This is a genomic window from Arcobacter vandammei (assembly GCF_016106035.1).
Lineage (GTDB): Bacteria > Campylobacterota > Campylobacteria > Campylobacterales > Arcobacteraceae > Aliarcobacter > Aliarcobacter vandammei.
The window spans coordinates 14957-36879 of sequence record NZ_JADKPZ010000016.1 but is presented as its reverse complement, the minus strand read 5'-3'; the positions used below and the strand labels follow the sequence as shown (position 1 = coordinate 36879).

At 27.3% G+C, this 21923-nt stretch carries 24 protein-coding genes; 14 read left to right on the top strand and 10 right to left on the bottom strand.

The annotated features are described in order from the left end of the window. Positions 1 to 3: 3 nt before the first annotated feature. Genes IQC44_RS09395 through IQC44_RS09380 form a run of 4 tightly spaced genes read left to right on the top strand, consistent with a single transcriptional unit; the run spans position 4 to position 2134 of the window. On the top strand, positions 4 to 240 hold the full coding sequence (locus tag IQC44_RS09395) for a thioredoxin family protein (RefSeq protein WP_198306108.1): 237 nt from the start codon (positions 4 to 6) through the stop codon (positions 238 to 240). Beyond that, a complete protein-coding gene (locus IQC44_RS09390; RefSeq protein WP_198306107.1) occupies positions 240 to 548 on the top strand; it encodes a metalloregulator ArsR/SmtB family transcription factor in 309 nt (102 codons plus the stop codon). Before IQC44_RS09395 ends, IQC44_RS09390 begins: the two co-directional genes overlap by 1 nt. Then, positions 545 to 1795, top strand: coding sequence for an arsenic transporter (locus IQC44_RS09385; protein WP_198306106.1), 1251 nt, complete (start codon positions 545 to 547; stop codon positions 1793 to 1795). The genes IQC44_RS09390 and IQC44_RS09385 overlap by 4 nt, the downstream gene beginning before the upstream one ends. A gap of 9 nt (positions 1796 to 1804) precedes the next feature. After that, positions 1805 to 2134 carry a YnfA family protein gene (locus IQC44_RS09380; RefSeq protein WP_198306105.1) on the top strand — a complete coding sequence of 110 codons (330 nt, stop codon included), beginning with the start codon at positions 1805 to 1807 and terminating at the stop codon, positions 2132 to 2134. Between the two features lie 3 nt (positions 2135 to 2137). Here IQC44_RS09380 and IQC44_RS09375 read toward each other — a convergent pair whose 3' ends face one another. From IQC44_RS09375 to trpA, 3 genes are all read right to left on the bottom strand, one after another. Next, positions 2138 to 2482: a hypothetical protein gene (locus IQC44_RS09375; RefSeq protein ID WP_198306104.1), complete on the bottom strand. Its 345-nt coding sequence runs from the start codon at positions 2480 to 2482 to the stop codon at positions 2138 to 2140. Positions 2483 to 2567: 85 nt separating this feature from the next. Beyond that, positions 2568 to 3305, bottom strand: a complete 738-nt coding sequence (locus IQC44_RS09370; RefSeq protein ID WP_198306103.1) for an arginyltransferase — start codon at positions 3303 to 3305, stop codon at positions 2568 to 2570. Next, positions 3306 to 4046 carry a tryptophan synthase subunit alpha gene (gene trpA / locus IQC44_RS09365; RefSeq protein WP_198306102.1) on the bottom strand — a complete coding sequence of 247 codons (741 nt, stop codon included), beginning with the start codon at positions 4044 to 4046 and terminating at the stop codon, positions 3306 to 3308. Positions 4047 to 4147: 101 nt separating this feature from the next. On the opposite strand from trpA, the gene panB reads away from it, so the two are divergent. The 4 genes from panB (at position 4148) to IQC44_RS09345 (ending at position 7585) form a co-directional block, all read left to right on the top strand. After that, positions 4148 to 4957, top strand: a complete 810-nt coding sequence (gene panB, locus IQC44_RS09360; protein WP_198306101.1) for a 3-methyl-2-oxobutanoate hydroxymethyltransferase — start codon at positions 4148 to 4150, stop codon at positions 4955 to 4957. Beyond that, the gene (gene ruvB, locus IQC44_RS09355) at positions 4957 to 5985 is read left to right on the top strand and encodes a Holliday junction branch migration DNA helicase RuvB (RefSeq protein WP_198306100.1); all 1029 of its coding nucleotides are present in this window, start codon (positions 4957 to 4959) and stop codon (positions 5983 to 5985) included. The genes panB and ruvB overlap by 1 nt, the downstream gene beginning before the upstream one ends. Beyond that, on the top strand, positions 5982 to 7016 hold the full coding sequence (locus tag IQC44_RS09350) for an AI-2E family transporter (RefSeq protein WP_198306099.1): 1035 nt from the start codon (positions 5982 to 5984) through the stop codon (positions 7014 to 7016). Before ruvB ends, IQC44_RS09350 begins: the two co-directional genes overlap by 4 nt. A 98-nt stretch (positions 7017 to 7114) precedes the next feature. After that, positions 7115 to 7585 carry an ion transporter gene (locus tag IQC44_RS09345; RefSeq protein ID WP_198306098.1) on the top strand — a complete coding sequence of 157 codons (471 nt, stop codon included), beginning with the start codon at positions 7115 to 7117 and terminating at the stop codon, positions 7583 to 7585. Positions 7586 to 7622: 37 nt separating this feature from the next. On the opposite strand, the gene IQC44_RS09340 is transcribed toward IQC44_RS09345, so the two are convergent. The 3 genes from IQC44_RS09340 to IQC44_RS09330 all read right to left on the bottom strand — a co-directional run bounded on the left by IQC44_RS09340 (position 7623) and on the right by IQC44_RS09330 (position 13403). Beyond that, complete coding sequence (locus IQC44_RS09340) at positions 7623 to 8939, bottom strand: cation:dicarboxylate symporter family transporter (protein ID WP_198306097.1); 1317 nt, start codon at positions 8937 to 8939, stop codon at positions 7623 to 7625. 92 nt (positions 8940 to 9031) lie between these two features. Beyond that, complete coding sequence (locus IQC44_RS09335; RefSeq protein WP_198306096.1) at positions 9032 to 11485, bottom strand: [protein-PII] uridylyltransferase family protein; 2454 nt, start codon at positions 11483 to 11485, stop codon at positions 9032 to 9034. Then, positions 11475 to 13403 (bottom strand): ankyrin repeat domain-containing protein, encoded by a 1929-nt coding sequence (locus IQC44_RS09330; RefSeq protein ID WP_198306095.1) that lies wholly within the window; start codon positions 13401 to 13403, stop codon positions 11475 to 11477. Before IQC44_RS09330 ends, IQC44_RS09335 begins: the two co-directional genes overlap by 11 nt. 222 nt (positions 13404 to 13625) lie before the next feature. Here IQC44_RS09330 and IQC44_RS09325 point away from each other — a divergent pair, with 222 nt between their 5' ends. From IQC44_RS09325 to pyrC, 3 genes are read left to right on the top strand one after another with little or no spacing between them, the layout of a single operon-like run. Next, a complete protein-coding gene (locus IQC44_RS09325; protein ID WP_198306094.1) occupies positions 13626 to 14810 on the top strand; it encodes an ammonium transporter in 1185 nt (394 codons plus the stop codon). A 53-nt stretch (positions 14811 to 14863) separates the two neighbouring features. Further along, entirely contained in the window at positions 14864 to 15202 is a 339-nt protein-coding gene (locus tag IQC44_RS09320; RefSeq protein ID WP_198306093.1) for a P-II family nitrogen regulator, read from the top strand. Further along, the gene (pyrC, locus tag IQC44_RS09315; RefSeq protein ID WP_198306092.1) at positions 15203 to 16225 is read left to right on the top strand and encodes a dihydroorotase; all 1023 of its coding nucleotides are present in this window, start codon (positions 15203 to 15205) and stop codon (positions 16223 to 16225) included. Here pyrC and tilS read toward each other — a convergent pair. Further along, positions 16215 to 17192, bottom strand: coding sequence for a tRNA lysidine(34) synthetase TilS (gene tilS / locus IQC44_RS09310; protein WP_198306091.1), 978 nt, complete (start codon positions 17190 to 17192; stop codon positions 16215 to 16217). The genes pyrC and tilS overlap by 11 nt on opposite strands. Then, on the bottom strand, positions 17192 to 18532 hold the full coding sequence (gene rimO / locus IQC44_RS09305; RefSeq protein ID WP_198306090.1) for a 30S ribosomal protein S12 methylthiotransferase RimO: 1341 nt from the start codon (positions 18530 to 18532) through the stop codon (positions 17192 to 17194). The genes tilS and rimO overlap by 1 nt, the downstream gene beginning before the upstream one ends. A gap of 204 nt (positions 18533 to 18736) precedes the next feature. Between rimO and IQC44_RS09300 the strand changes: the two genes are divergently transcribed. The 3 genes from IQC44_RS09300 to IQC44_RS09290 are packed head-to-tail and all read left to right on the top strand — an operon-like array spanning position 18737 to position 20041. Then, positions 18737 to 19054 carry a hypothetical protein gene (locus IQC44_RS09300; protein WP_198306089.1) on the top strand — a complete coding sequence of 106 codons (318 nt, stop codon included), beginning with the start codon at positions 18737 to 18739 and terminating at the stop codon, positions 19052 to 19054. After that, on the top strand, positions 19044 to 19601 hold the full coding sequence (locus tag IQC44_RS09295; protein WP_198306088.1) for a type II toxin-antitoxin system VapC family toxin: 558 nt from the start codon (positions 19044 to 19046) through the stop codon (positions 19599 to 19601). Before IQC44_RS09300 ends, IQC44_RS09295 begins: the two co-directional genes overlap by 11 nt. Then, entirely contained in the window at positions 19598 to 20041 is a 444-nt protein-coding gene (locus IQC44_RS09290) for an META domain-containing protein (RefSeq protein WP_198306087.1), read from the top strand. Before IQC44_RS09295 ends, IQC44_RS09290 begins: the two co-directional genes overlap by 4 nt. 18 nt (positions 20042 to 20059) lie before the next feature. Here the strand turns inward: IQC44_RS09290 and panC are convergent, their stop codons facing one another. Together panC and IQC44_RS09280 are read right to left on the bottom strand one after the other, a co-directional pair. After that, complete coding sequence (gene panC, locus IQC44_RS09285) at positions 20060 to 20878, bottom strand: pantoate--beta-alanine ligase (protein ID WP_198306086.1); 819 nt, start codon at positions 20876 to 20878, stop codon at positions 20060 to 20062. 36 nt (positions 20879 to 20914) lie between these two features. Beyond that, positions 20915 to 21874, bottom strand: coding sequence for an ABC transporter permease (locus IQC44_RS09280; RefSeq protein WP_198306085.1), 960 nt, complete (start codon positions 21872 to 21874; stop codon positions 20915 to 20917). Positions 21875 to 21923: the final 49 nt, after the last annotated feature.

The window sequence follows — 21923 nt, the reverse complement described above, 5'->3', positions numbered from 1 at the left end:
AAGATGAAAATAGAGATTTTGGGAACAGGTTGTACAAAATGTAAGGCTTTAGAAGAAGTTGTAAAAAAAGCAGTTGCACAAATTGGTGGATTTCACGAAGTTAAAAAAGTAGAAGATATAGTTGAGATTATGAATTATGGTGTTATGAGTACTCCAGCTTTGGTTGTTGATGGTATTGTTAAAAGTAGTGGAAAATTATTAAGTATTGATGAAATTATTAATTTATTAAAAGGAAAATAGTGGATAATTTTTTACAAACAATAGGTGCTATAAATGATGAAACTAGAGTTAAAATATTGAATTTTATAAATACTCATAAAGAAGTTTGTGTTTGCGATATTGAAAGCTCATTTGATATGATTCAATCAAGAGTTTCAAGACATTTAAAAATATTAAGAGATGGTGGATTTTTAAAAGTTGAAAGAAGAGGAAAGTGGGCATATTATAGTATTAAAGCTCCACTTGATATTTTTAGACAAGAGATTTTAAAAGAGATTAGCTATTTAAAACTAGAAATTCCAGAGCTAAAAAGAGCTTGTGAAATATGATTTTACCACTATCTATTTTTTTAATCACACTTTTATTTGTAATAATTCAGCCAAAAAATATAAAAATAGGTACAAGTGCAGTTATTGGAGCTATTTTTGCCCTGCTTTTTGGTGTTGTAGATTTTGCCGATGTTATAGAGGTTTCAAAAATAGTTTGGGATGCAACTTTGGCATTTATTGGGATTATTATTCTATCTTTGGTTTTAGATAAAATTGGCTTTTTTGAGTGGTGTGCTTTGAAAATGGCAAAGTTTTCAAAAGGAAGTGGAACAAAAATGTTTATCTACTCAATAATTTTGGGAAGTTTAGTTTCAGCACTCTTTGCAAATGATGGAGCAGCACTTATTTTAACTCCAATAATCCTAGCAAAAATGAGAGTTTTGCAACTAAATCTTAAAACTATTGTGGCATTTTTATTAGCAAGTGGATTTATAAGTGATAGTGCATCTTTACCTTTTGTGTTTTCAAATCTTACAAATATTGTAACAGCAAACTATTTTCAAATAGGCTTTTTGGAATATTTTTTAAATATGTTTGTACCATTTTTGGTTAGTGTTTTTGTTTCAATATTGGTTTTATATCTAATTTTGAAAAAAGATATTCCAAAAATTGTAGATATAAATCTTTTGCAAGAGCCAAAAAGTGTTATAAAAAATATTAAACTATTTTACTTTTCGTGGGTATTTTTGGCTTTTTTACTATTAAGCTATTTTTTAAGCGATATTTACAAACTTCCTATCTCTTTTTTTGCTCTTGGAGGTGCTTTAATTTTTCTTTTTATTGTAAATTTAGCAAAAAGTGTAAAAGCAAAAGAGATTTTAAAAGATACTCCGTGGCAAATTGTTTGGTTTAGTATTGGGCTTTATATTGTTGTATATGGCTTGAAAAATGCTGGGCTTACAGATGAATTATCACAAATTTTAAACTATTTAGCACAAAAAGGTGAAGCTGTTGCTGTTTTAGGAACAGGTTTTATAGCAGCATTTTTGAGTGCTTTTATGAATAATATGCCAACAATTATGATTATGGATATAGCTTTAAAAGATATTGGAAGTAGTTCAATGATTTATGCAAATATTATTGGGTGTAATCTTGGACCAAAAATGACTCCTTTTGGAAGTTTAGCAACACTTCTTTGGCTTTATGTTTTGGAGAAAAAAGGGGTAAAAATCTCTTTTGCAACTTATAGTAAGTTTGGATTTATTGTTACAATTCCAGTTTTATTTGTAGTATTACTAAGTTTATAAGGATAATTTGTGATAAAAGAGTTTAGCTTATATTTTTTAGCAGCATTTTTTGAAATACTTGGTTGTTATAGTTTTTGGTTATATTTTAAACTAGATAAATCTTACTATTTTTTTGTTCTTGGTTTTGTTTCTTTGATAACTTTTGCATATTTACTAACTCGTGTAAATTTGGAGTTTGCAGGAAGAGCTTATGCAATTTATGGTGGAGTTTATATTATATCTTCACTTTTTTGGCTATATTTTGTGGAGAAACAAGAGTTTAATAGGTGGGATATAGTAGGCTCTTTAGTAGTTTTTATAGGAGTTGCAATAATTTTATTTGGTAATCAAAAAGCTTAGAAATTATTTAATCTCAAAGCTATTTGAGTACTCTCTATCATTATAAATTATTTTAAAATTCCAAATACCTTTTTCCCTTCCATCAAGGTATCTAAAATCATAAGCTGAACTATCTCCTGCAGGAACTACTATATCTCTTGTTCTGCTTATCTCTTCATTTGGATTTATCCATTTTATAGAGATTGTTTGGTCTTCTGCTGGGTCAATTATTACTTCAAATTTACATAAAATCGAATTTTCATCTTCTAAAACTAAGCATTCAACTTTTGGGTTATATTCAATACTTTTTTCACTTTCAATTGCAAAAAGTGAGATTGCAAATAAAGGTAAAATCAAATATTTTATCATTTTCATTCCTAATTATTTTTTTAATTCTATTTAAACTTTTCTAATTTATTTTATAAAAACAACAATAAGTTAAAGTAGATTCTAATCAATGTTTATATTTTTCCCAAATAGCTACTTGATTAAAATTTGCACGATTTTTTAAGATTTCAAAAGGTTTATATTCCTCTTTATATCCCATAGAGTGATGTTTATCTATCCAATATCCTAAATAAATGTATGGAATATCTAACTCCTTAGCTATTTTTATTTGGCTTAAAATAGAAAATTTACCAATAGATAAATAGTCATAATCATGGTCATAAAAACAGTATATAGCGGAGATAGATTCAGGTAAAACATCTACTAAGGCAACACCTATTAGATTGTTGTCTCTTACATATAAAAACTCTTTTGCAAATTCTGTATTTCCATCTACATAAGATTTTATATAGTCATTAACTTCAATAGGGCTATATGGCCAAGCTTTTTTTTCATTCATAAAACTATGATATTTATCATAAAGTTTTAAATGCTCTTTTGTAACACTTGGTGGTCTTATGTATAGTTTTGTATCTTTATTTTTGTTTAAAACTCTTTTTTGAGATTTTGAGAATTCAAAATTTTTTACATCAATTCTCATAGATACACATTTTGTACAAGATTTACACTCTGGTACAAAATGGATTTTCCCAAATCTTCTCCAACCTCGTTCTAGCTTTTTTTGATAATCTTCAATATCACAATTATTAAGGTATTGATACCTCATATCTGATATTTCATCACTAAAATATGAGCAAGTACGATTTTCTTCAAAAAACTCTAAATCTTGATTAAAAATATGCATTTAGCTATTTATCTTATCTTTAATCTCTTTTGCAAGAGAAGATATTTTTTTAATTTTTTCATTATTGTTTAAACTATCATCTAGTAGATGTTTTACAAAAGCACTTCCAACAATCACACCATCAACATTTTTTGATTTTTCTTGACAAGTTTTTTCATCTACCCCAAAACCAATATATAAAGGAGTATTTGTAAACTCTTTTACACTACTAATAATTGAGCTTAAATCTTCACTTTTACCACTTCCTGTAATTCCAGCATAAGCAACCATATAGATAAATTTTTGAGAGTTTTCTACTAGCATTTTTATTCTATCTTTTGGGCTTGTTGGTGCTACAAAAGTTATATTTGTTTTGTTGTATTTTTTAAAAAGTGGCTCATATTTTTGTGCCATTTCAAAAGGAAGGTCAGGAATGATTGTTCCAGATACACCAAACTCTTCTGCTTTTTTCAAAAACTCTTCCATTCCATAGTGATAAAATGGGTTCATATACCCCATCCATAAAGTATCTACATCTTTTGCGATTTTTTGCGAAACATAGAATAAATCTTCTAATTTAAAACCTTGTTTTAATGCAAGTAAGTTTGCTTTTTCAATAACTGGACCATCAGCAACAGGATCAGAGAAAGGAACTCCTAGTTCAAGAGTATCAACTCCACTATCTTTTAAAGAGTATGCTAAATCTATTGTAAATTCGTTGTTTGGGAAAGAAGTAGTAATATATGCAACTAATTTTTTCAAAATAATAATCCTATTTTTTAAATTGGATAGATTTTATCCAAAACCGAATTAAAATATATTTTTGGCTATAATCAAAACTAATTGAATTTAGGATTTTTAATATGAGTATAATTAAACACAATTTTGAAAAAATGAATATAACAAAGATAAAAGAGGCTAAAAATAAGTACAAATTAACAGTTATTACAGCCTATGATGCACTATTTGCGAATTTGTTTAAAAATAGTGCTGATATGATTTTGGTTGGTGATAGTTTAAATATGAGTTTTGCTGGAGAAAATGATACTTTAAGTGCCACTTTAGAGCAGATGATTTACCACACAAAAGCTGTTTGTGCAGGGGCAAAAGATGCTTTTGTGATTACAGATATGCCATTTGCAACTTATATAAATAAAGATATTGCACTAAAAAACTGTGCAAAAGTTTATCAAGATACAAATGCAAGTGCCGTTAAAATAGAGGGTGGTGAAGATAAAGCTGAAATAATTAAGCATTTAACTAGCAACTCAATAGCCGTTATGGCACATATTGGACTTATGCCACAATATGTAAGAAGTGAGGGTGGTTATAAAGTAAGAGGAAAAACAAAAGAAGATGAAGAACAGTTAATTCGTGATGCACTTGCAGTTGAAAAAGCTGGAGCTTTTGCTATTGTTATTGAAGGTGTCCTAAGTGATGTTGCAAAAAAAATCTCTCAAAGTGTAAAAATACCAACTATTGGAATAGGTGCTGGAAAAGACACAGATGGGCAAGTTTTAGTTTGGTCTGATATGCTAGGCTTTTTTGAAGAGTTTAAACCAAAATTTGTAAGACACTATTTAAACGGTGCAGAACTTGTTAAAAATGCTGTAAATCAATATAGAGAAGATGTACAAAATCAAAGTTTTCCAAGCATTAAAGAAGAATATTAATGCAAAGATTAGTTGAAGTAGAAACTGTATCTTTTGAAGAAGAAAACAGTGAACAAAGCTTAAGACCTTCAAATTGGGATGATTATATAGGGCAAGAGAAAATCAAAAAAAACTTAAGAGTTTTTATTGATGCATCTAAAAAAAGAGCTGAAGCACTTGACCATATACTTTTTTATGGACCTCCAGGATTAGGAAAGACAACTCTTTCATATTTAATCTCAAATGAGATGAATACGAATATCAAGGTAACAGCAGGACCCATGATTGAAAAAAGCGGAGATTTAGCAGCAATTTTAACAAACCTTGAAGAGGGAGATATTTTATTTATAGATGAAATTCACCGTTTAAGCCCTGCTGTTGAAGAGATTTTATATCCAGCGATGGAAGATTATAGGCTTGATATAATTATTGGTAGTGGACCTGCAGCTCAAACTGTAAAAATTGATTTACCAAGATTTACACTAATTGGTGCAACAACAAGAGCTGGAATGCTTTCAAATCCGCTTAGAGAGAGATTTGGAATGCACTTTAGAATGCAGTTTTATACACACGAAGAACTAGCAAAAATCATTCAAAAAGCATCAATAAAACTAGGAATTGTTTGTGAAAATGATGCAGCTTTAGAGATGTCGCAAAGAAGCAGAGGAACTCCTAGAGTTGCTTTAAGACTTTTAAGAAGAGTGAGAGATTTCTCACAAGTTGCTGGGGATAAATCAATAGTTTTAAAAACTTGCCAATATGCACTAAATGAGCTAGGAATAAATGAAAATGGTTTTGATGAGATGGATATAAATCTTCTTGAGCTTCTTATTTCAAATAGAGGAAAACCAATGGGACTTTCAACTATAGCTGCAGCTTTAAGTGAAGATGAAGGCACAATAGAAGATGCAATAGAGCCTTATTTACTAGCAAATGGATATATAGAAAGAACTGCAAGGGGAAGAGTTGCTAGTATAAAATCTTATGAGATGTTTAGATTAACTCCACCAAAACAAAAATTTGATGATGAGCAAGGAAGCTTATTTTGAAACCAGCATATTTTTTAATAGCACTTGCTTTAGTTTTACTATTTTTTTTGGTAGAACTATTTAATCCATTTTTAAAAGCAATAATTGTTTCAATTCTGCTTACAATTTCGACTAGTTCATTAACTTTGAAAATAGAGAGAAATTTAAAAAATAGAGTATTGGCTACAGTATCGATTACTTTGGGAATGACAGCACTATTTTTTATTCCTATTTTGTATTGCATAATCTCTTTTGCAACATTTTTTAATCAAGTAGATCAAACATTACTCATAAACAATTTAAATGAATCAAAAGAGATAGTAAATGGGATAATTATAGAGTTTCCATTTTTAAATGATTTTTTTAAAAATATTATTTCTCAAATTGATATAGGAAAGAGTGTTCAGCAAATTGTATCAATAAGTACATTTTTGGGTAAGAATTCTGCAAAATTTATGTTTGATATGATTATGATTTTAATATTTTTCTTCTTCTTTACACTATATTCAACAAAAATAGCAAAATTTGTAAAAGAGTTAATTCCTATAAAAAATGATGATGCAAATATTCTTTTTAATGAATCTTCAAGTGTTATGAGTGTAGTTTTTTACTCTATTTTGGTAACTGCTATTTTTGAAGGTTTCTTGTTTGGGGTTTTCCTTAAATTCTTTGGATATGATGCCCTTTTATTTGGAGTTTTATATGGTTTTGCATCTTTAATTCCAGTTATTGGTGGAGTTATTATGTGGTTACCACTTGCAATTTATGAAGGAACAACAGGTTCAATTACAAATGCAATAGCAATAGCTTTATACTCAATAATTGTTATCTCTTTAATAGCAGATACTTTTATAAAACCACTAATCATAAACTACATAAATAAAAAAGTTGTAAAAACACCAACAAAAATAAACTCTTTAATAATCTTCTTTGCAATAGTTGCAGGGCTTTCAACATTTGGTTTTTGGGGAATGATTATTGGACCTGCATTAGTTAGCCTATTTATATCTATTATGTTCTTACTGAAAAAATATTCTGGTAATTTAAAATAGTTTTTTTTCATATTTCTTTTAAAAAAGGTTAAAATTTAAATAAATTTTAATCTTTGATATATTATGATACTCATTATCATTTCTAAAAAGGAAAAACTTTGTGTAACAATATTCTTTTAAGCAACAAACTAAGTCTTAAGGATTCAAAAGATGTTTTTGATGGATTACTTGCTGCAAATCAGTGGGAAACTATTATAAAACTATTTAGGTTAAATATCTTAGATATTAACTATAGAGATTGTAAGGGAAGAAATATCTTATATTTTGCGATTTTAAATAAAAGATATGAATATATTAGAGATTTGTTTGATTTAAGAGTTAGCTCTCAAGTAAATTTTCACCTAAATGCACTTAACTTTTCTGTTTGTTTAGACGATACAAAAGCTATTGAGATACTACTAAAATGCGGTTTAGATATAGATTCTCTTGATGAAATAGGTAGTTCAGCTTTGATTTACTCTATTTTGTATAACAAAAGAAGAAGTAGAGATTATCTGCTTGTAAATGGTGCAAATGTGGAACTTGAGGATTTTATGGGAAATTGTGCAAAAGATTTATTAAAAAGATAGATATTGCTTTGAGATTAAATCTCAAAGCAATATTAACTTAACCAATAGAACTCTCTATTTTATTTGGGTTATCTAAAGCATATTTGAATTTTTCCATATCTACTTTTTTATCCCAAACACCTACAACAACAGCTGCAACTGCATTTCCACAAAGATTTCCAACGGCTCTTAATTCACTCATAAATTTATCAACTCCAAGTAAAACAGCAACAGTAACCATAGGAATAGCTCCACCCATAGCACCAAGTGTTCCAGCAAGAACTATAAATCCACTACCAGTAACTCCAACAGCTCCTTTTGATGTAAGCATTAAAATAACAATTATAAATAGTTGTTGTTCAATAGTTAAAGGAAGATTAAATGCTTGTGATAAGAATATTATTGATAAAGCAAGATATATATTTGTACAATCAAGATTAAATGAATAACCTGTTGGTAAAACTAAACCAGTAACAGATTTATTAACCCCAGCAGCTTCAAGTCTTCTCATAAGTGGTGCAAGTGCTGATTCACTTGAACTTGTAGCAAATACAATAAGAACCTCTTTTTGAATATATCTCATAAATTTAAAGATATTAATTTTAAAGAAAGCTGTAATAATTCCTAAAATAACAAAAACAAATGCCAAAACAGAAACAAGCATAACAAGAAGTAAACTACCCATTTGAATAAGTGAACCTATACCAAATTTACCAATTAAAAATGCCATAGCACTAAAACTTGCAAGTGGAGAGAACCACATAATAAAAACTAGAATTTTAAAGAAAAAGTTTTGTGCAACTTCAACTGGTTTTAAAATTTTTGGTTTATGTTTCCCACCAAATAAAGATACTAAAACTGCTATTGTTAAAGCCATAACTAAAACTTGTAGAGTTTGACCTGTTAAAAATGGAGTTATTGGGTCTGTTGGAATTGCATTTTTCATAATCTCCCAAATATCTCCAACCTTATCTGGATCTACACTTGTATATTTTTCTACACTTTTTGCATCAAGTGCTGAAACATCCAAGTTCATTCCATCTCCTGGTCTAAACCAGTTTCCAAAAATAACACCAATAGCCAAAGCAAAAGTACTTACAATCTCAAAATAGATAAATGCCTTAAATCCAAGGCTTCCAAGCTCTTTTAAGTTTTCAAGACTTACAATTCCATAAATAATTGTAAGAAAAATAATTGGTCCAACAAGCCACTTTAAGATTTTAATAAACCAGTCAATTCCAGGTTTTGCTTCAACTCCTAGAGTAGGATTTATATAACCTACGATAATTCCTGCGATTATTCCAAGAATAACCCAAAAGGCTAGACTTTTTAAAGTATAGTCCACCCATTTTCTTTTCTTAATTGATTCTTCCAAAGTTTGCGTCCTTTTTTTGAATAAGATTAAATTATATCTAAAAAAGGTTAAATTATATTTACCAAAAATTACAAGTAGTTTTAATAAGAAGTTTAGCTTGTAAGAATTTCTAAGATTGTTGCAATATTTTGGTGAAAATTTTTATTCTTTTCTATAAGTAGTAAATCTTTTGTAAAACCCTTTGTTGTAATAAGTTTTGCACTTTCAATATCAATATTATAATCATCAAAAACCTTTGCAATATAGGCAAAAAGCCCTTTTTGGTCTTTTGTATTTATCTTCATTGAAGCTAAAGTATCACTATGATTTAGGTCGATTTTTATATCATTTTTTAAAATCATTGGTTTTTTCAAATTTATAGATTTGCTCATATCAAAAGATGAGTTAATAATTTCCTCTATTAAATAGAGTTCTTCTTCTAAAGCTGGTTTTGAAAATGAGATTTCAAAGGCTTTTTTCTCATCATAAAGTTTAAAAATATTCATACTATTCATATCTAAATATTGTAATTTTCCAAGCAAATAACCAAGATTTAAAGGTATTTTTCTAATAATTCTAAGCTTCAAATACTCATCATTTATAATTTTAAAAATATATGTTTCAACATCTTTTGATTTGATTGCAATATCCAAAATATCTTCACTTTTGAGCCTTAAAAATATTTGGTTTGAAGCTATTTGAGGTATTTTTCTTTTTATTGAATTTGGAAGTTTTTGATACTTTTCAAAAGTTTTAATTTTATTTAATCTTACAGCTCTTCTTGAACTCTCTTTTATTAAATCTTTATTTGAAAATGCCAAAATACTTTGATTGTAAAGCTCAAAAAGTAATTTTGATATTGATGAGGTAAAATATTTTTTATCAACAGCACTTATATCGCAATATGTTAAAACATATAAAAGCTCAATCTCTTTTATATTTCTAAAAAGACCAATAAAATTTAATACAGTTTTTTGAGAATAAATATCTTCTGTTGATGCTGTTTTTGACATTTGATTGTGATACTTTACTATGGTTGTAGCAGTTTTTATAAACTCTTCATCAAAATTTAAATATTTTAAAAATCTCTTAAAAATCATCTCACCTAAAATATGATGATCAGTTTTTCTACCTTTTCCAATATCGTGAAATAGACACAAAAGCCTAAGCATTATTTTTTGTTCATTTGTAAATTTTTTATATAAATTTTTTACAAAAACATCTTCTATATTGTATGAAAATTTTAAAGTATTTAAAGTGTGAATATCAACAGGATGAATATGAAAACCATCAAATTGAGCAAGATTTGTAATTTGTTTGAAGCTAGGAATTACAAAATTTATAAGATTTGTATTGTATAAAAGTTTTAAAAAAATATATAAATTAGTATCAGATAAAAGATTAAAAAGCTGTTTTTTATCTATCTCTTCTATTTTTGTTTTACTTGCAAAATATATATAAGTTCTATCAAAATTTTTTATATCTTTAGGAAGATTTAAAAGCTCTTTTAAAAGGGCTTTTAGTCCTATACTTTTTCTATTTATTGGTGTAAAAACGGTATCTTCATAGATATAAATATTTTTCTTAAATCTATAATTTTTTAGTTTTTTTATGCTTTCTTTATCAAAAAATATACTAGAAGATAGTTTTTTTACCATATTTGAACTAAAATTATGAATAGTATGAAGAGCTTGAAAAAGGCTTTTCATAAATAAAAATTCATTTTGAAAATTCATAGCCAAACTTAGTTTTGGCAAAATATCATAAGTTATAATATCTAATTTTTTTTGGGCTATAAAGTGCAAAGTATTTCTTGTTAGAAATACAAAATTTAAAGAGTTTTTATAGTTTCTATACTCTTGTTTATTATAAGATTTTCCTACTAGATATTTTGTTTTTTTTACTCCAAATACTACATTTGCTACCCACCAAAGCATATTTGCTTCTCTTATTCCACCGTATCCATCTTTTAGATTTACTTGCATTGAAAGAGGGTATTTGAGAAGTCTATTTTTATGTTCAAGAAGTTTTTCTTCTAAGAAGGTTTTCTGATTTTCAAGCCTTATTTTTTCAAGTATTTTTTCATAATTTGAGTATAAGTTAAAAGATCCAAAGATAAATCTTGATTCTAAAAGAGAGGTTTTTATAGTAATATCTTCCAGTGATATATTTGAAATATCATCTATTTTTACAACTTTTAAACCAAGATTTAAACCACAATCCCAAGCAAAAGATACAAAATTTTCAATGATTTTTTCGCTATTGTAAGCTTTTATATCTTTGTATAAAATCATAATATCAATATCAGAATATAGACAAAGTTGCTCTCTTCCATAAGAGCCTAAGGCAACAAAACAAATTGGTATTTGGTTTAATGTTGGTTTAAAATCTAAAAAGTGTTTTTCTAAAATAAAATTATATAGTTTAAGTAAAAAATAATCAGTCTCTTTTGTCTGTTTTAAAAAGAATTCTTTTGTTATTTTTATATCTTGTGAAATTAAATAATTTTTATATTCTTCCTTAAATTGCTTTGCAACTTCAAACTCATTTTTAAGATTATTGTGCAATTTTAAACTCTTTTTTCATATTCAAAATAAGGTCTTCTATCTTTTTTTTATCCATCTCATTTTTTGCTTTTTGACTTAATGATAGAAGATTTAAGTGGTATCTTGATAAAAACTTTAAAATATTTGGATGTATTCTTTCACTGTTTTCTATTGATATATTTTCATTTATCATAGCAAGAACTAGTTCATATTTCCCCATAAAAGCAGCATAATTTATTGGTTTTACTCCGTAAATATCAGCAACTTCAACTATTCCTTTATTTATGTTATGAATAAAGTTAAAATATTTTGAAGCATTATTTAAAACAATTAAGTGCATTATATTTCTTCCATTTTTATCTCTTGCGAAGAAATCAGCTTGAAGATTTAAAATCAATTTTATTGTATCTTCACACTTTTGTGTAATAGCAATATGTAAAGGTGTAAAACCATCACTATTTTTTTCATCTATATCAATTCCAGCATTAACTAAAGTTCTAATAGTGTTTAAATATAGTTTTTTATCTTTTATTAAATCCTTATTGTTTTCATCAAGTAATCTAAAAATAATATTATTTCCTGATTTATCTTTTTGATTTAATTTAATTGTTCTTGTTTTTAATATAGCAAATAATTTAAAATTAAAATTTAAAATAGAGCTAAAAAATAGTGGCTCATTTTTATAGTTTAAAGCATTTACATCTATACTAAAATATCTAAAAATTATCTCTAAAATAGTTCTATATTGCCCATTTAATTGGATATGTTTTCTATAATTATCATCTAGCTTTTGGTTATTTTCTATATGTAAAATAATATCTATTAAAATCTCAACAACACTTTTTTTATTTATATTTTTTAGATTTGGGTTTGCGCCTTTGTCAAGAAATGGTTTTATTAACTCTTTATTTCTTATTCCGCCTAAAATAAGATGTAAAAATGGACTAATTCCTTCACTATTATCTTCATTTAAATCTATTTTAAAATTTTTAAAAAATTCTAGGATTAAATCTTTGTTTTCACTTCTTAAAGCATAAAAAAATGCTGTTTCTTCTTTTGAATCTTTTATATTTATATCAATATTTAAATTCATAAGTTCCAAAATAAGCCTATATTGACCAGCTTTTTTATCTTCGTTTTTATCAGAAATTTGTAAAAAAGTTGCAACTGCCTCCATTAAAATTGTTCTATTTGAGCTATTTTTTAAGTTAAAATCAAACTTCATACTAGATATATATTTTATTAATTTTATACTACTTTCCCCTTTTTGCACCAAATAAAATAAAAGGCTTTCACCTTTTTTATTTGGAATAGTAGGGTTCGCACCAAGGCTTATTAAAAGCTGTGCTAAGTTGTTGTTCTCTAAAATATTTCGCAAGTGTAAAATTGTATTTCCAGCTTTATTTATATGATTTATATCTATTTGTTTTAATGAAGCTAGATGTTTTAAAGTATTTTCATTTGGATTTAAAACAGCATCAAAAAGAAGATTGTTTCCGTGTACATCTATGTTATTAAACATTGTTGTGGTTTGTAAAAGGTATCTAATAACAGAACCATTTGCACTATTTAAGGCCTCTTGTAAAATAGATCTATTTGAGATATTTAGATGATTTATATTTGTACCATAATCAACAAGAAGTTGTAAAATAGCACTATTTCTTGAATAAATGGCATAAAATGCAGCTGTCTCTTTTTGAGCATTTTGCTTATAAATATCAACTTTTTTACTAAGTAGCCAAGACACAGATTCAAAAATATCTTTCTTACAACAAAGATGTAAAATAGGCTCTTCATCTATTTCCAAAGAGTTTAAATCAATTTTTAAAGAGTTGTAGATTAAATCTAATCTTTCGCTACTACTATTTGAATTAAAAAGCTCTTCTATTAAATCTTCTTGAGTAAAATTTTTATCTTTTGCCAATATACTACTTAACATATTTTCCTAAATGCTATATTTTCTCTTATTATAATCTAAAAATGATAATTCAAGTATTAATTAGAAGAAGAATAAACTTTAAATATGCTTAAAATTATAGAAAATATAGATAAATTTTATAATTTGTTGATTAAATACTCAAATATAAATTTTTTTTAAGTTTTTTTTAGATACCATACCGATCGTCCAGCGCTGGGTTTATACTCTAAAAGGACGGTTTTTATGGATTCAATGCCATTTATTATTGATACACTCTACGCACTGTTTGCTATGACATTAGTTATTTTTATGGTTCCTGGTTTTGCTATGTTAGAAGCTGGAATTGTACGAACAAAAAATGTTACTGCTGTTTTAACTATTAATATTCTTATTTATTCAATCGCCTCATTATCATTTTTACTTTTTGGTTACTCTTTAGCTTTCGGAGATTTTGGAAGTGATAATATGAGTATGTATGCTGCATTTTTATTTCAGATGGCCTTTGTTGGGAAAGTTATAAATATTATGAGTGGTGGAGTTGGTGAAAGAGCCAAAGTTATACCACTTTCTATATTTACTGTTATTATGGCAGCAGTTTTATATCCAACTGTTGTAAATATAACTTGGGGTTCAAACTTTTTAGCAGGAACATTTTTAGAATTATCTATGCATGATTTAGCTGGTTCAACTATTATTCATAGTACAGGAGGTTGGGCATTATTGGCTGCTGTTTTAATAATAGGTGCTAGATCAGGAAGATATACAGCAGATGGAGGAATTAGAGTTATTCCTGCATCAAATATCCCACTTGTTACTTTAGGAGCATTTTTACTATGGATTGGTTGGTTTGGATTTAATGGAGGAAGTGTTGGAAGCATAACTTCAAAAGATAATGCTAATTTGGTAGCACTTACAATATTAAATACAAATACAGCTGGTTTAAGTGGTGCTATTATGGTTGCAATTATTATGCAAATTATGTATAAAAAATTTGATATTACAATGATTTTAAATGGAGCTTTAGGTGGATTGGTTGCAATTACAGCTGGAGCTGATTTATTTAATATTTATACTCCTATTTTAATAGGTGCAATTGGTGGTGGTTTGGTTGTTCTTGGTGTATTTATGTTTGACAGATTAAGAATTGATGATCCTGTTGGAGCTTTATCTGTACACTTAGTAAATGGAATTTGGGGAACTTTAGCTGTTGGAATTTTTGCCTCAAATGGAGAAGATATAACATTTTTTGGACAATTAAAAGGGATTATAGTGGTTGCAATATTTGCTTTTGTTTGCTCATTTCTTGTTTTGTATATAATCAATAAATTTTTACCTCTAAGAGTAAAAAAAGAGCAAGAGATACAAGGTTTGGATGTACAGGAGTGTGGACTAGAAGCTTATCCAGAATTCAAAAGAGCATTTTCATAATATTGGTTTAATAAACTTTTGTTAAAATGTTTGGACTAAAAAAAGGATTAAAATTGAAAAAAATAGAAGCTATAATAAAGCCTTTTAAATTAGAAGAGGTTAAAGATGCCTTAGCTCATGCAGGAGTTGCAGGAATGACTGTATCAGAGGTAAAAGGATATGGAAGACAACAAGGACATAGTGAGCTTTATAGAGGGGCTGAATATGTTGTTGATTTTCTACCAAAGATAAAAATAGAGCTAATTGTAGCAGATGAAGATGTTGAAAAAACACTAACTATAATTATTGAAGCTGCAAAAACTGGTAATATTGGAGATGGAAAAATATTTGTTTCACCTATTGAAAAAATTATAAGAATACGTACTGGTGAACAAGATGAGGAGGCTATATAGATGAATAAATTTACTATAAATCAACCTTTAGATATGCACTTACATTTAAGAGATAATGATATGCTAAAACTTGTTGCTCCACTTACTTCTGAAACTTTTAGTGGTGCTTTAGTTATGCCAAACTTAGTTCCTCCAATTACAAAAAAAGATGATTTATTAGCTTATAAACAAAGAATCATTGAAGCTAGTAATGATGATAATTTTATTCCATATATGACACTTTTTTTCCAAAATGATTATAGTTTTGAGTTTTTAGAAAGTGTAAAAAATGAGATTATTGGAATAAAACTATATCCAGCTGGAATTACAACAAACTCTGAAACAGGAGTTTCTTCAATGGATATTGAAGTTTTAAGAGCTACTTTGGAAAATATGAGTCGGCTTGGAATTCCACTTTGTATTCATGGTGAAACAAATGGTTTTGTAATGGATAGAGAAAAAGAGTTTATGCCAATTTATGAAAGTATTGCAAAAGCTTTTCCAGATTTAAAAATAATTATGGAACATATCACAACTAAAGATGCTGTAGATTTACTTGATAAGTACCCAAATTTATATGCAACTGTAACTTTGCACCATTTGTTAATCACTCTTGATGATGTTGCAGGTGGAATGCTTGACCCTCATTTGTTTTGTAAACCAATAGCAAAAAGACCAGAGGATAGAACAGCTTTATTAAATGCTGCTTTAAAAGCTCATCCAAAACTTATGTTTGGAAGTGATAGTGCACCTCATCCAAAACATAAAAAAGAGTGCTGTGGTTGTGCAGCTGGGGTTTTCACTTCACCAATTGCACTTCAAGTTTTAGTTGAACTATTTGAAAAGCACAATGCTTTAGAAAATTTAAATGATTTTGTATCAAACAATGCACAAAAAATTTATGGTTTAAATTTGAGTGAAAAGAATATAAATCTAGTAAAAAAAGATTTTATAGTTCCAGCAATTTATGAGTATAAAGATGAAAAAGTAGTTCCTATGTATGCAGGAAAAACTCTAGCTTGGAGTATAGACTCTATTTTATAAAATCAAGAGATATATTTTTTAAAAAGATATAAGCTCTTATATTTTGTGGGATTTTTTTAATCCTACAAAACTCTTTAAACTCTTTTGGTAAAATTGCTTCTACTTTTGGAGCTATGAAAATATATTTTTCATTTATTGATATATTTATTTTATGCGAAATTGTAAGCTCTTTTTGTCTTAAAATTTCAACTCTTTCTTTGCTACTTAATAAAAATCCTCTTTTTTTTAGACTCTTATCAATAACTCTTAGATTTAAGTTATCATCATTTAGATTTTCAAAAACTTCAAGTTCAAGTTTGCTAAATATTGCTTCAAACTTTATATTTAAAGAGTTTAAATCTTTTTTTAAAAACTCAAAACTATTTTTAACTCCACTTTCAAACTCATCTAAAAATCTATTTGCAAACTCTTTTCTAAAGTAATTTCTTCTATATTTTGTATCAAAATTTGAACTATCTATAAAATATTTTAAAGAGTTTTTATCTAAAAAATCTTGTAACTTTTTCTTAGAAATATTTAAAAGTGGTCTATAAATTTTGTAAGAACTTTTTTCTTCAAACTCACTCATTCCCAAAAGTTCAAGAAGTCCTGCTCCTTTTGATAGTTGCATAAAAAACCACTCTAGCTTATCGTTTAGTTGGTGTGCAGTTATTAAAACTTCATAAGAGTTTTTCTCACAAATCTCTTTAAAAAACTCATATCTTATATCCCTTGCAACTTTTTCAAAGTTTGATATGTTTTTAGCTTCAACTTCTTTTACAAATATCTTTTTATTGTGTTTTTTTGCTAAATTTATAGCAAACTCTAGCTCTTCTTTTGACTCTAATCTTGCATTATAATTTACAATAATTAAATCAAAATCAATATTTGCATCTTTTAAAAGATAAAAAAGTGCCATACTATCAACTCCACCTGAAAAGGCAAGTAGATTTTTACTCTTTTCTATCTTTTTAAAATCTAGTTTCATTATAGCTTTCTTAACACCTTTGCAAGTAATTTATCACCAGCTAGTTCTGTTGCTTCTACTTCATAAATCTCACCAAAAACAATATCGATTTCATCTTCATTATCATTTATATAAATCTCACCATCAATTTCTGGTGCCCAAATAGTTTTTCTAGCACTTAGCAAATATTCGTGTTCGTTACTTTTTCCATCAATATAAACTTCAAAAACTTTTCCAATATCATTTTCTAGCGATTGTTGAGTTGTTTGTGAAATTATATCTCCCAAAATCTCAGCTCTTTCATCTATTAACTCTTGCTTTATTTTATCATCTCTAGTTTCAGCAACCGTTCCTTCTTCATCTGAATAGGAAAAAACATTTGCTCTATCAAATCCAAACTCTTCAACAAAGTTGCAAAGTTCTTCAAAATCTGCCTCAAGCTCCCCTGGATGACCTGCAATGAAAGTAGTTCTTACAAAAGAGTTTGGAACATTTTTCATATAAAGCATAAGCTCTTTTAGTTTTTCAGCTCCTTTTCCTCTTTTCATAATTTTTAGCATATTTTGTGAAATATGTTGAAGTGGCATATCAAAATAGTTTACAAAAACTTTAGAGTTTGCAATTTTATCTATTAAATTTGTAGTTGTTGTGCTTGGATATAGATATAAAATTCTAGCCGTTTTTACCCCATCTATTTTTTCAACTTCACTTATTAGTTGCTCTAATCCATCGTTTTGCCCTAAATCTCTTAAATATGAAGATGAATCTTGAGATACAAAAGAGAAATCTTTATAACCTTTTTTTACAAGTAAACTTACCTCTTTTACAAGTGAAGCCAATGTTCTTGAATGAAGTTTTCCTTTAAATGATGGAATGGCACAAAATGAACAAACCTGATTACAGCCCTCACTTAATTTTACATAAGCATGGTAGTTTGAACCTGTTATTACTCTTTCATTTTCATCACTTGCTAAAAATACTTCATTTGAAAAATTAGATCTTTTTTCATTTACAAGTTTATCGATTTTATCATAATCTCCAACACCTGTAAAAATATCAATCTCACTTAACTCTTTTTGTAAATCATCTTTATATCTTTCACTTAAACACCCAGCCATAACCAAAACTGAATCTTTTTTTCTTTCACTATGCAAAGTCAAAGTAGTATTTATACTCTCCTCTTTTGCACTATCAATAAATCCACATGTATTTACAATAATTAAATCAGCTTGTGTTTCATCATCTGTTAGCTCATAATCTCTTAATCGCCCTAGCATTACTTCACTATCAACTAAGTTTTTTGTACAGCCAAGGCTTACCATGTGTAACTTTTTTTTAGGTTTTGCTTCACTAAATTTCATCTTTTTCCCATAATCTTATTTTAAATTCTTCGCGATTTTATCATATCTTGACATTTATACAAATTAATAAGGCAAAAAATTGTATGATAATTTACAAAATCAAAATTAACACTATTCTAATTTTTGAAAATTATAGATTGAATGAATTAATTTTTAATTATATAAAGGTAAAATATACTAAAGAAATAAAGTGAGGTGTACAAGATGAGTACAGTAAATAATGAAGCTTTAGAAAGTATAAAAAATGAAATGAAAGGGGTTAGTATGGGAGCAGTTGCGAATAAAGGTTTTTATTTTGAAATTTCAGAAAATGAAAAAGATACAATGAACTTAGTAACAAATTTATTAAATAAATTAGGAATAAGAGTTAAACAAGTTGAAAATGTTGAATATATTGAGGTATCTCAAGAAAATAAAAGTTTAAGCAGAGAAGAGAGATTAAAAAAATATACAGATAGTGGTATTCCTGCTTTAAGAGGAAAAGAATTAGAAGAAGCAAGGTTTATAAAATATGCAAAATAAGTATTTTATAGATGTGAATGTTTTAATTGATTTTTTACATAAACCTGATTATACTAGAGTTAGAGGACTAGATAACGATACAACAAAAGATACTGTTCAAAATTCAAAAAACTACATTACAGAACTATTGAAAGATGAAAATAATATTTGTTTATTAACTAGCTCAACTTTAGTAACTATATTTTTTTCAATGACAAATAAGGAAAAGCATTTAAGAAGTGAAACAGCAGAATTAATGTTGAATTTCTATAATGACAAAGATATGTGGCAAATTTTAGAGGAAAAAGAAAATACAGTAATTAAAGCTTTAGAGTTTTGTAAAATAAACAATGCAGACTATGAAGATGTTTTACAATATTTTAGTGCTTTAGAAAATGATTGTAAGGCTATAATTACAAATGATGAAAACTTCCCAAAATTAGATATTCCACTGATAAGAACTAATCCAAAACTAGAAAATTATACTCCTGAAAATAAAACTGAAAATACTCAAGAGAAAAAAGGTGTTATTGATAATATTATAAATTTTGTTAGGAAAAATAAATGAAAATGTTAAAAAATTTTAAAGCAAAAACTGTTTTGTTTGCACTTGTTTCAAGTCTATTTTTTAGTGCTTGTAATACAAAAAATATAGAGGAAAAAGATATTGTGGAAAAAGTAGTTTTAGAAAATAGTAAATTTCAAGCTCTTGAATTAAATAATATTGCTGTAAAAAATAGTGAAAAAGTAGCATTTATTAGTTTTGAAAGAGATTCTAAAATGCATGGAAACTTAGGTTGTAACAACTTTTTTGGAAGCTATAAAATAAAAGATAATGAAATAAATCTAGGTCAAGTTGGAAGCACTATGATGATGTGTCAAAATATGGATACTGAAATGGCATTTTTAAATGTTTTACAAAATACAAAAACTTACAAACTAGAAAATAATATTTTAGAACTTTATAATGAAAATGGCGAAAATATAGCAAGGTTTAGAAAAGAGTAAAACTCTTTTCTAATTAGATTACATCCAAATATTATCAAGCAACCTTGTATTTCCAAATCGTACAACAACCAAAATAATCGTATTTTGTGGCTGTATTACATCAATTTCATAAAAACTATTATCTACAACTTTTACATACTCAACATCAAGTCCAGCTAAAACTTCATAGATTTTATTTTTTACAAGGGCTGCACTTCTTTCACCTTTTGAGATTAAATTTCCAGCCATATAGATTGATTTCGAGATTTTAAGGGCTTCAACTCTTTGCTCTTTTGTTAAATATACATTTCTACTACTCATAGCTAAGCCATCATTTTCTCTTATTATTGGGCAAGGAATAATATTTATTGGTAAAAATAGGTTTTTTACCATTTGCATAATTAGGCTTAGTTGCTGTGCATCTTTTTTCCCAAAATAAGCATTTGTTGGTTGAGTTAGATTAAATAGTTTAAGTACGACTTGCAAAACTCCATCAAAATGCCCTGGTCTTGTAAATCCTTCAAGAACATAGCTATTTTGTGGAGCTTTGATTAAAACTTCACTCTTTTCATACATAGTAGAAATCTCTGGCATAAAAAGAAAATCAACCTTACACATTTGACAAATTTTTATATCAGCTTCCTCTTTTCGTGGATAGGTGCTTAAATCTTCACCTTTTAAAAACTGAGTAGGATTTACAAAAATAGATACTATTACAAAATCATTGTTTGCTCTAGCCTCTTTTATTAAACTTATATGTCCGTCGTGTAAAGCCCCCATAGTTGGCACAAAACCAACAGTTCCATTTAAACTTTTTCTAATATCTTGTAACTCTTTTATAGTTTTTATAACTTGCAAGTTTTTTCCTTTTTTAAATTAATTCTTTGTTTTTTATCATTTTTCATTGTAATTTGGATTTAGTTTAAGTAGTACTAAATCAGCTATTATATTTCCAAGAAGTGTTAAAAATGCCCCAATAATTAATATTCCCATAATCACTGGATAATCGTGGCTTAATGCACTTTGATAAAATAGTAAGCCCATTCCATCTATTGAAAATATAGTTTCAAGTATCACAGATCCACCAATTACTCCTGGAAGTGAAAGCCCCAAAAGTGTAATAACTGGTGGATATAAATTTGGCAAAATATAGTATCTTAAAATCGTTTTTTGACTAAGTCCTCTAGCTTTTGCAAAGAAAATATAATCACTTTTTAATATTTCTAAAGTCAAAGCTCTAATATATAAAATTAAACTTCCAATTCCACCAAAAACTATTATAAATATTGGCAATGCTAAGTGCCAAGCAAAATCCAAATAATATTCAAAACTTCCATCATTTTTTACAGAGTGAAGTCCAGCTATTGGAAAAAGTTCAAACTTTATAGAAAAAACCAAAACCAAAATAAGTGCTAGATAAAAAGATGGCATTGAAAAGCTTAAAAGTGAAAGTTGTTTTGTAAATCTATCAAAAAACCCATTTTGGCTCATGGCAGCCTTTATTCCAAAATATAGTGAGATAATAAAAATCAAAAACATAGAGATAATATTTATAGTCAAAGTTACATTTATACGGCTTAAAATCTCATCTTTTACCTTTACACCACTTGCAAAAGATATTCCAAAATCAAGGTTTAATATAGAAAAAATCCACGAAAAAAACTGAATATATAAAGGTTTATCAAGCCCATAAATTGCTTTTAACTCCTCTATTGCTTCAGGAGTGATATTTGGATTTAACTCTCCACTTGCAAAAAATGAGTTTGGTGCAGCATTTATAGCAATAAATGAAATAAGGCTAATAATAAATAGCATAACAATTAAGTATAATAATTTTTTAAAAAATAGCTTCATAAGATAAATTATACAAAAGATAGGTTTAATATTTGAGTTTTAGTTAGTT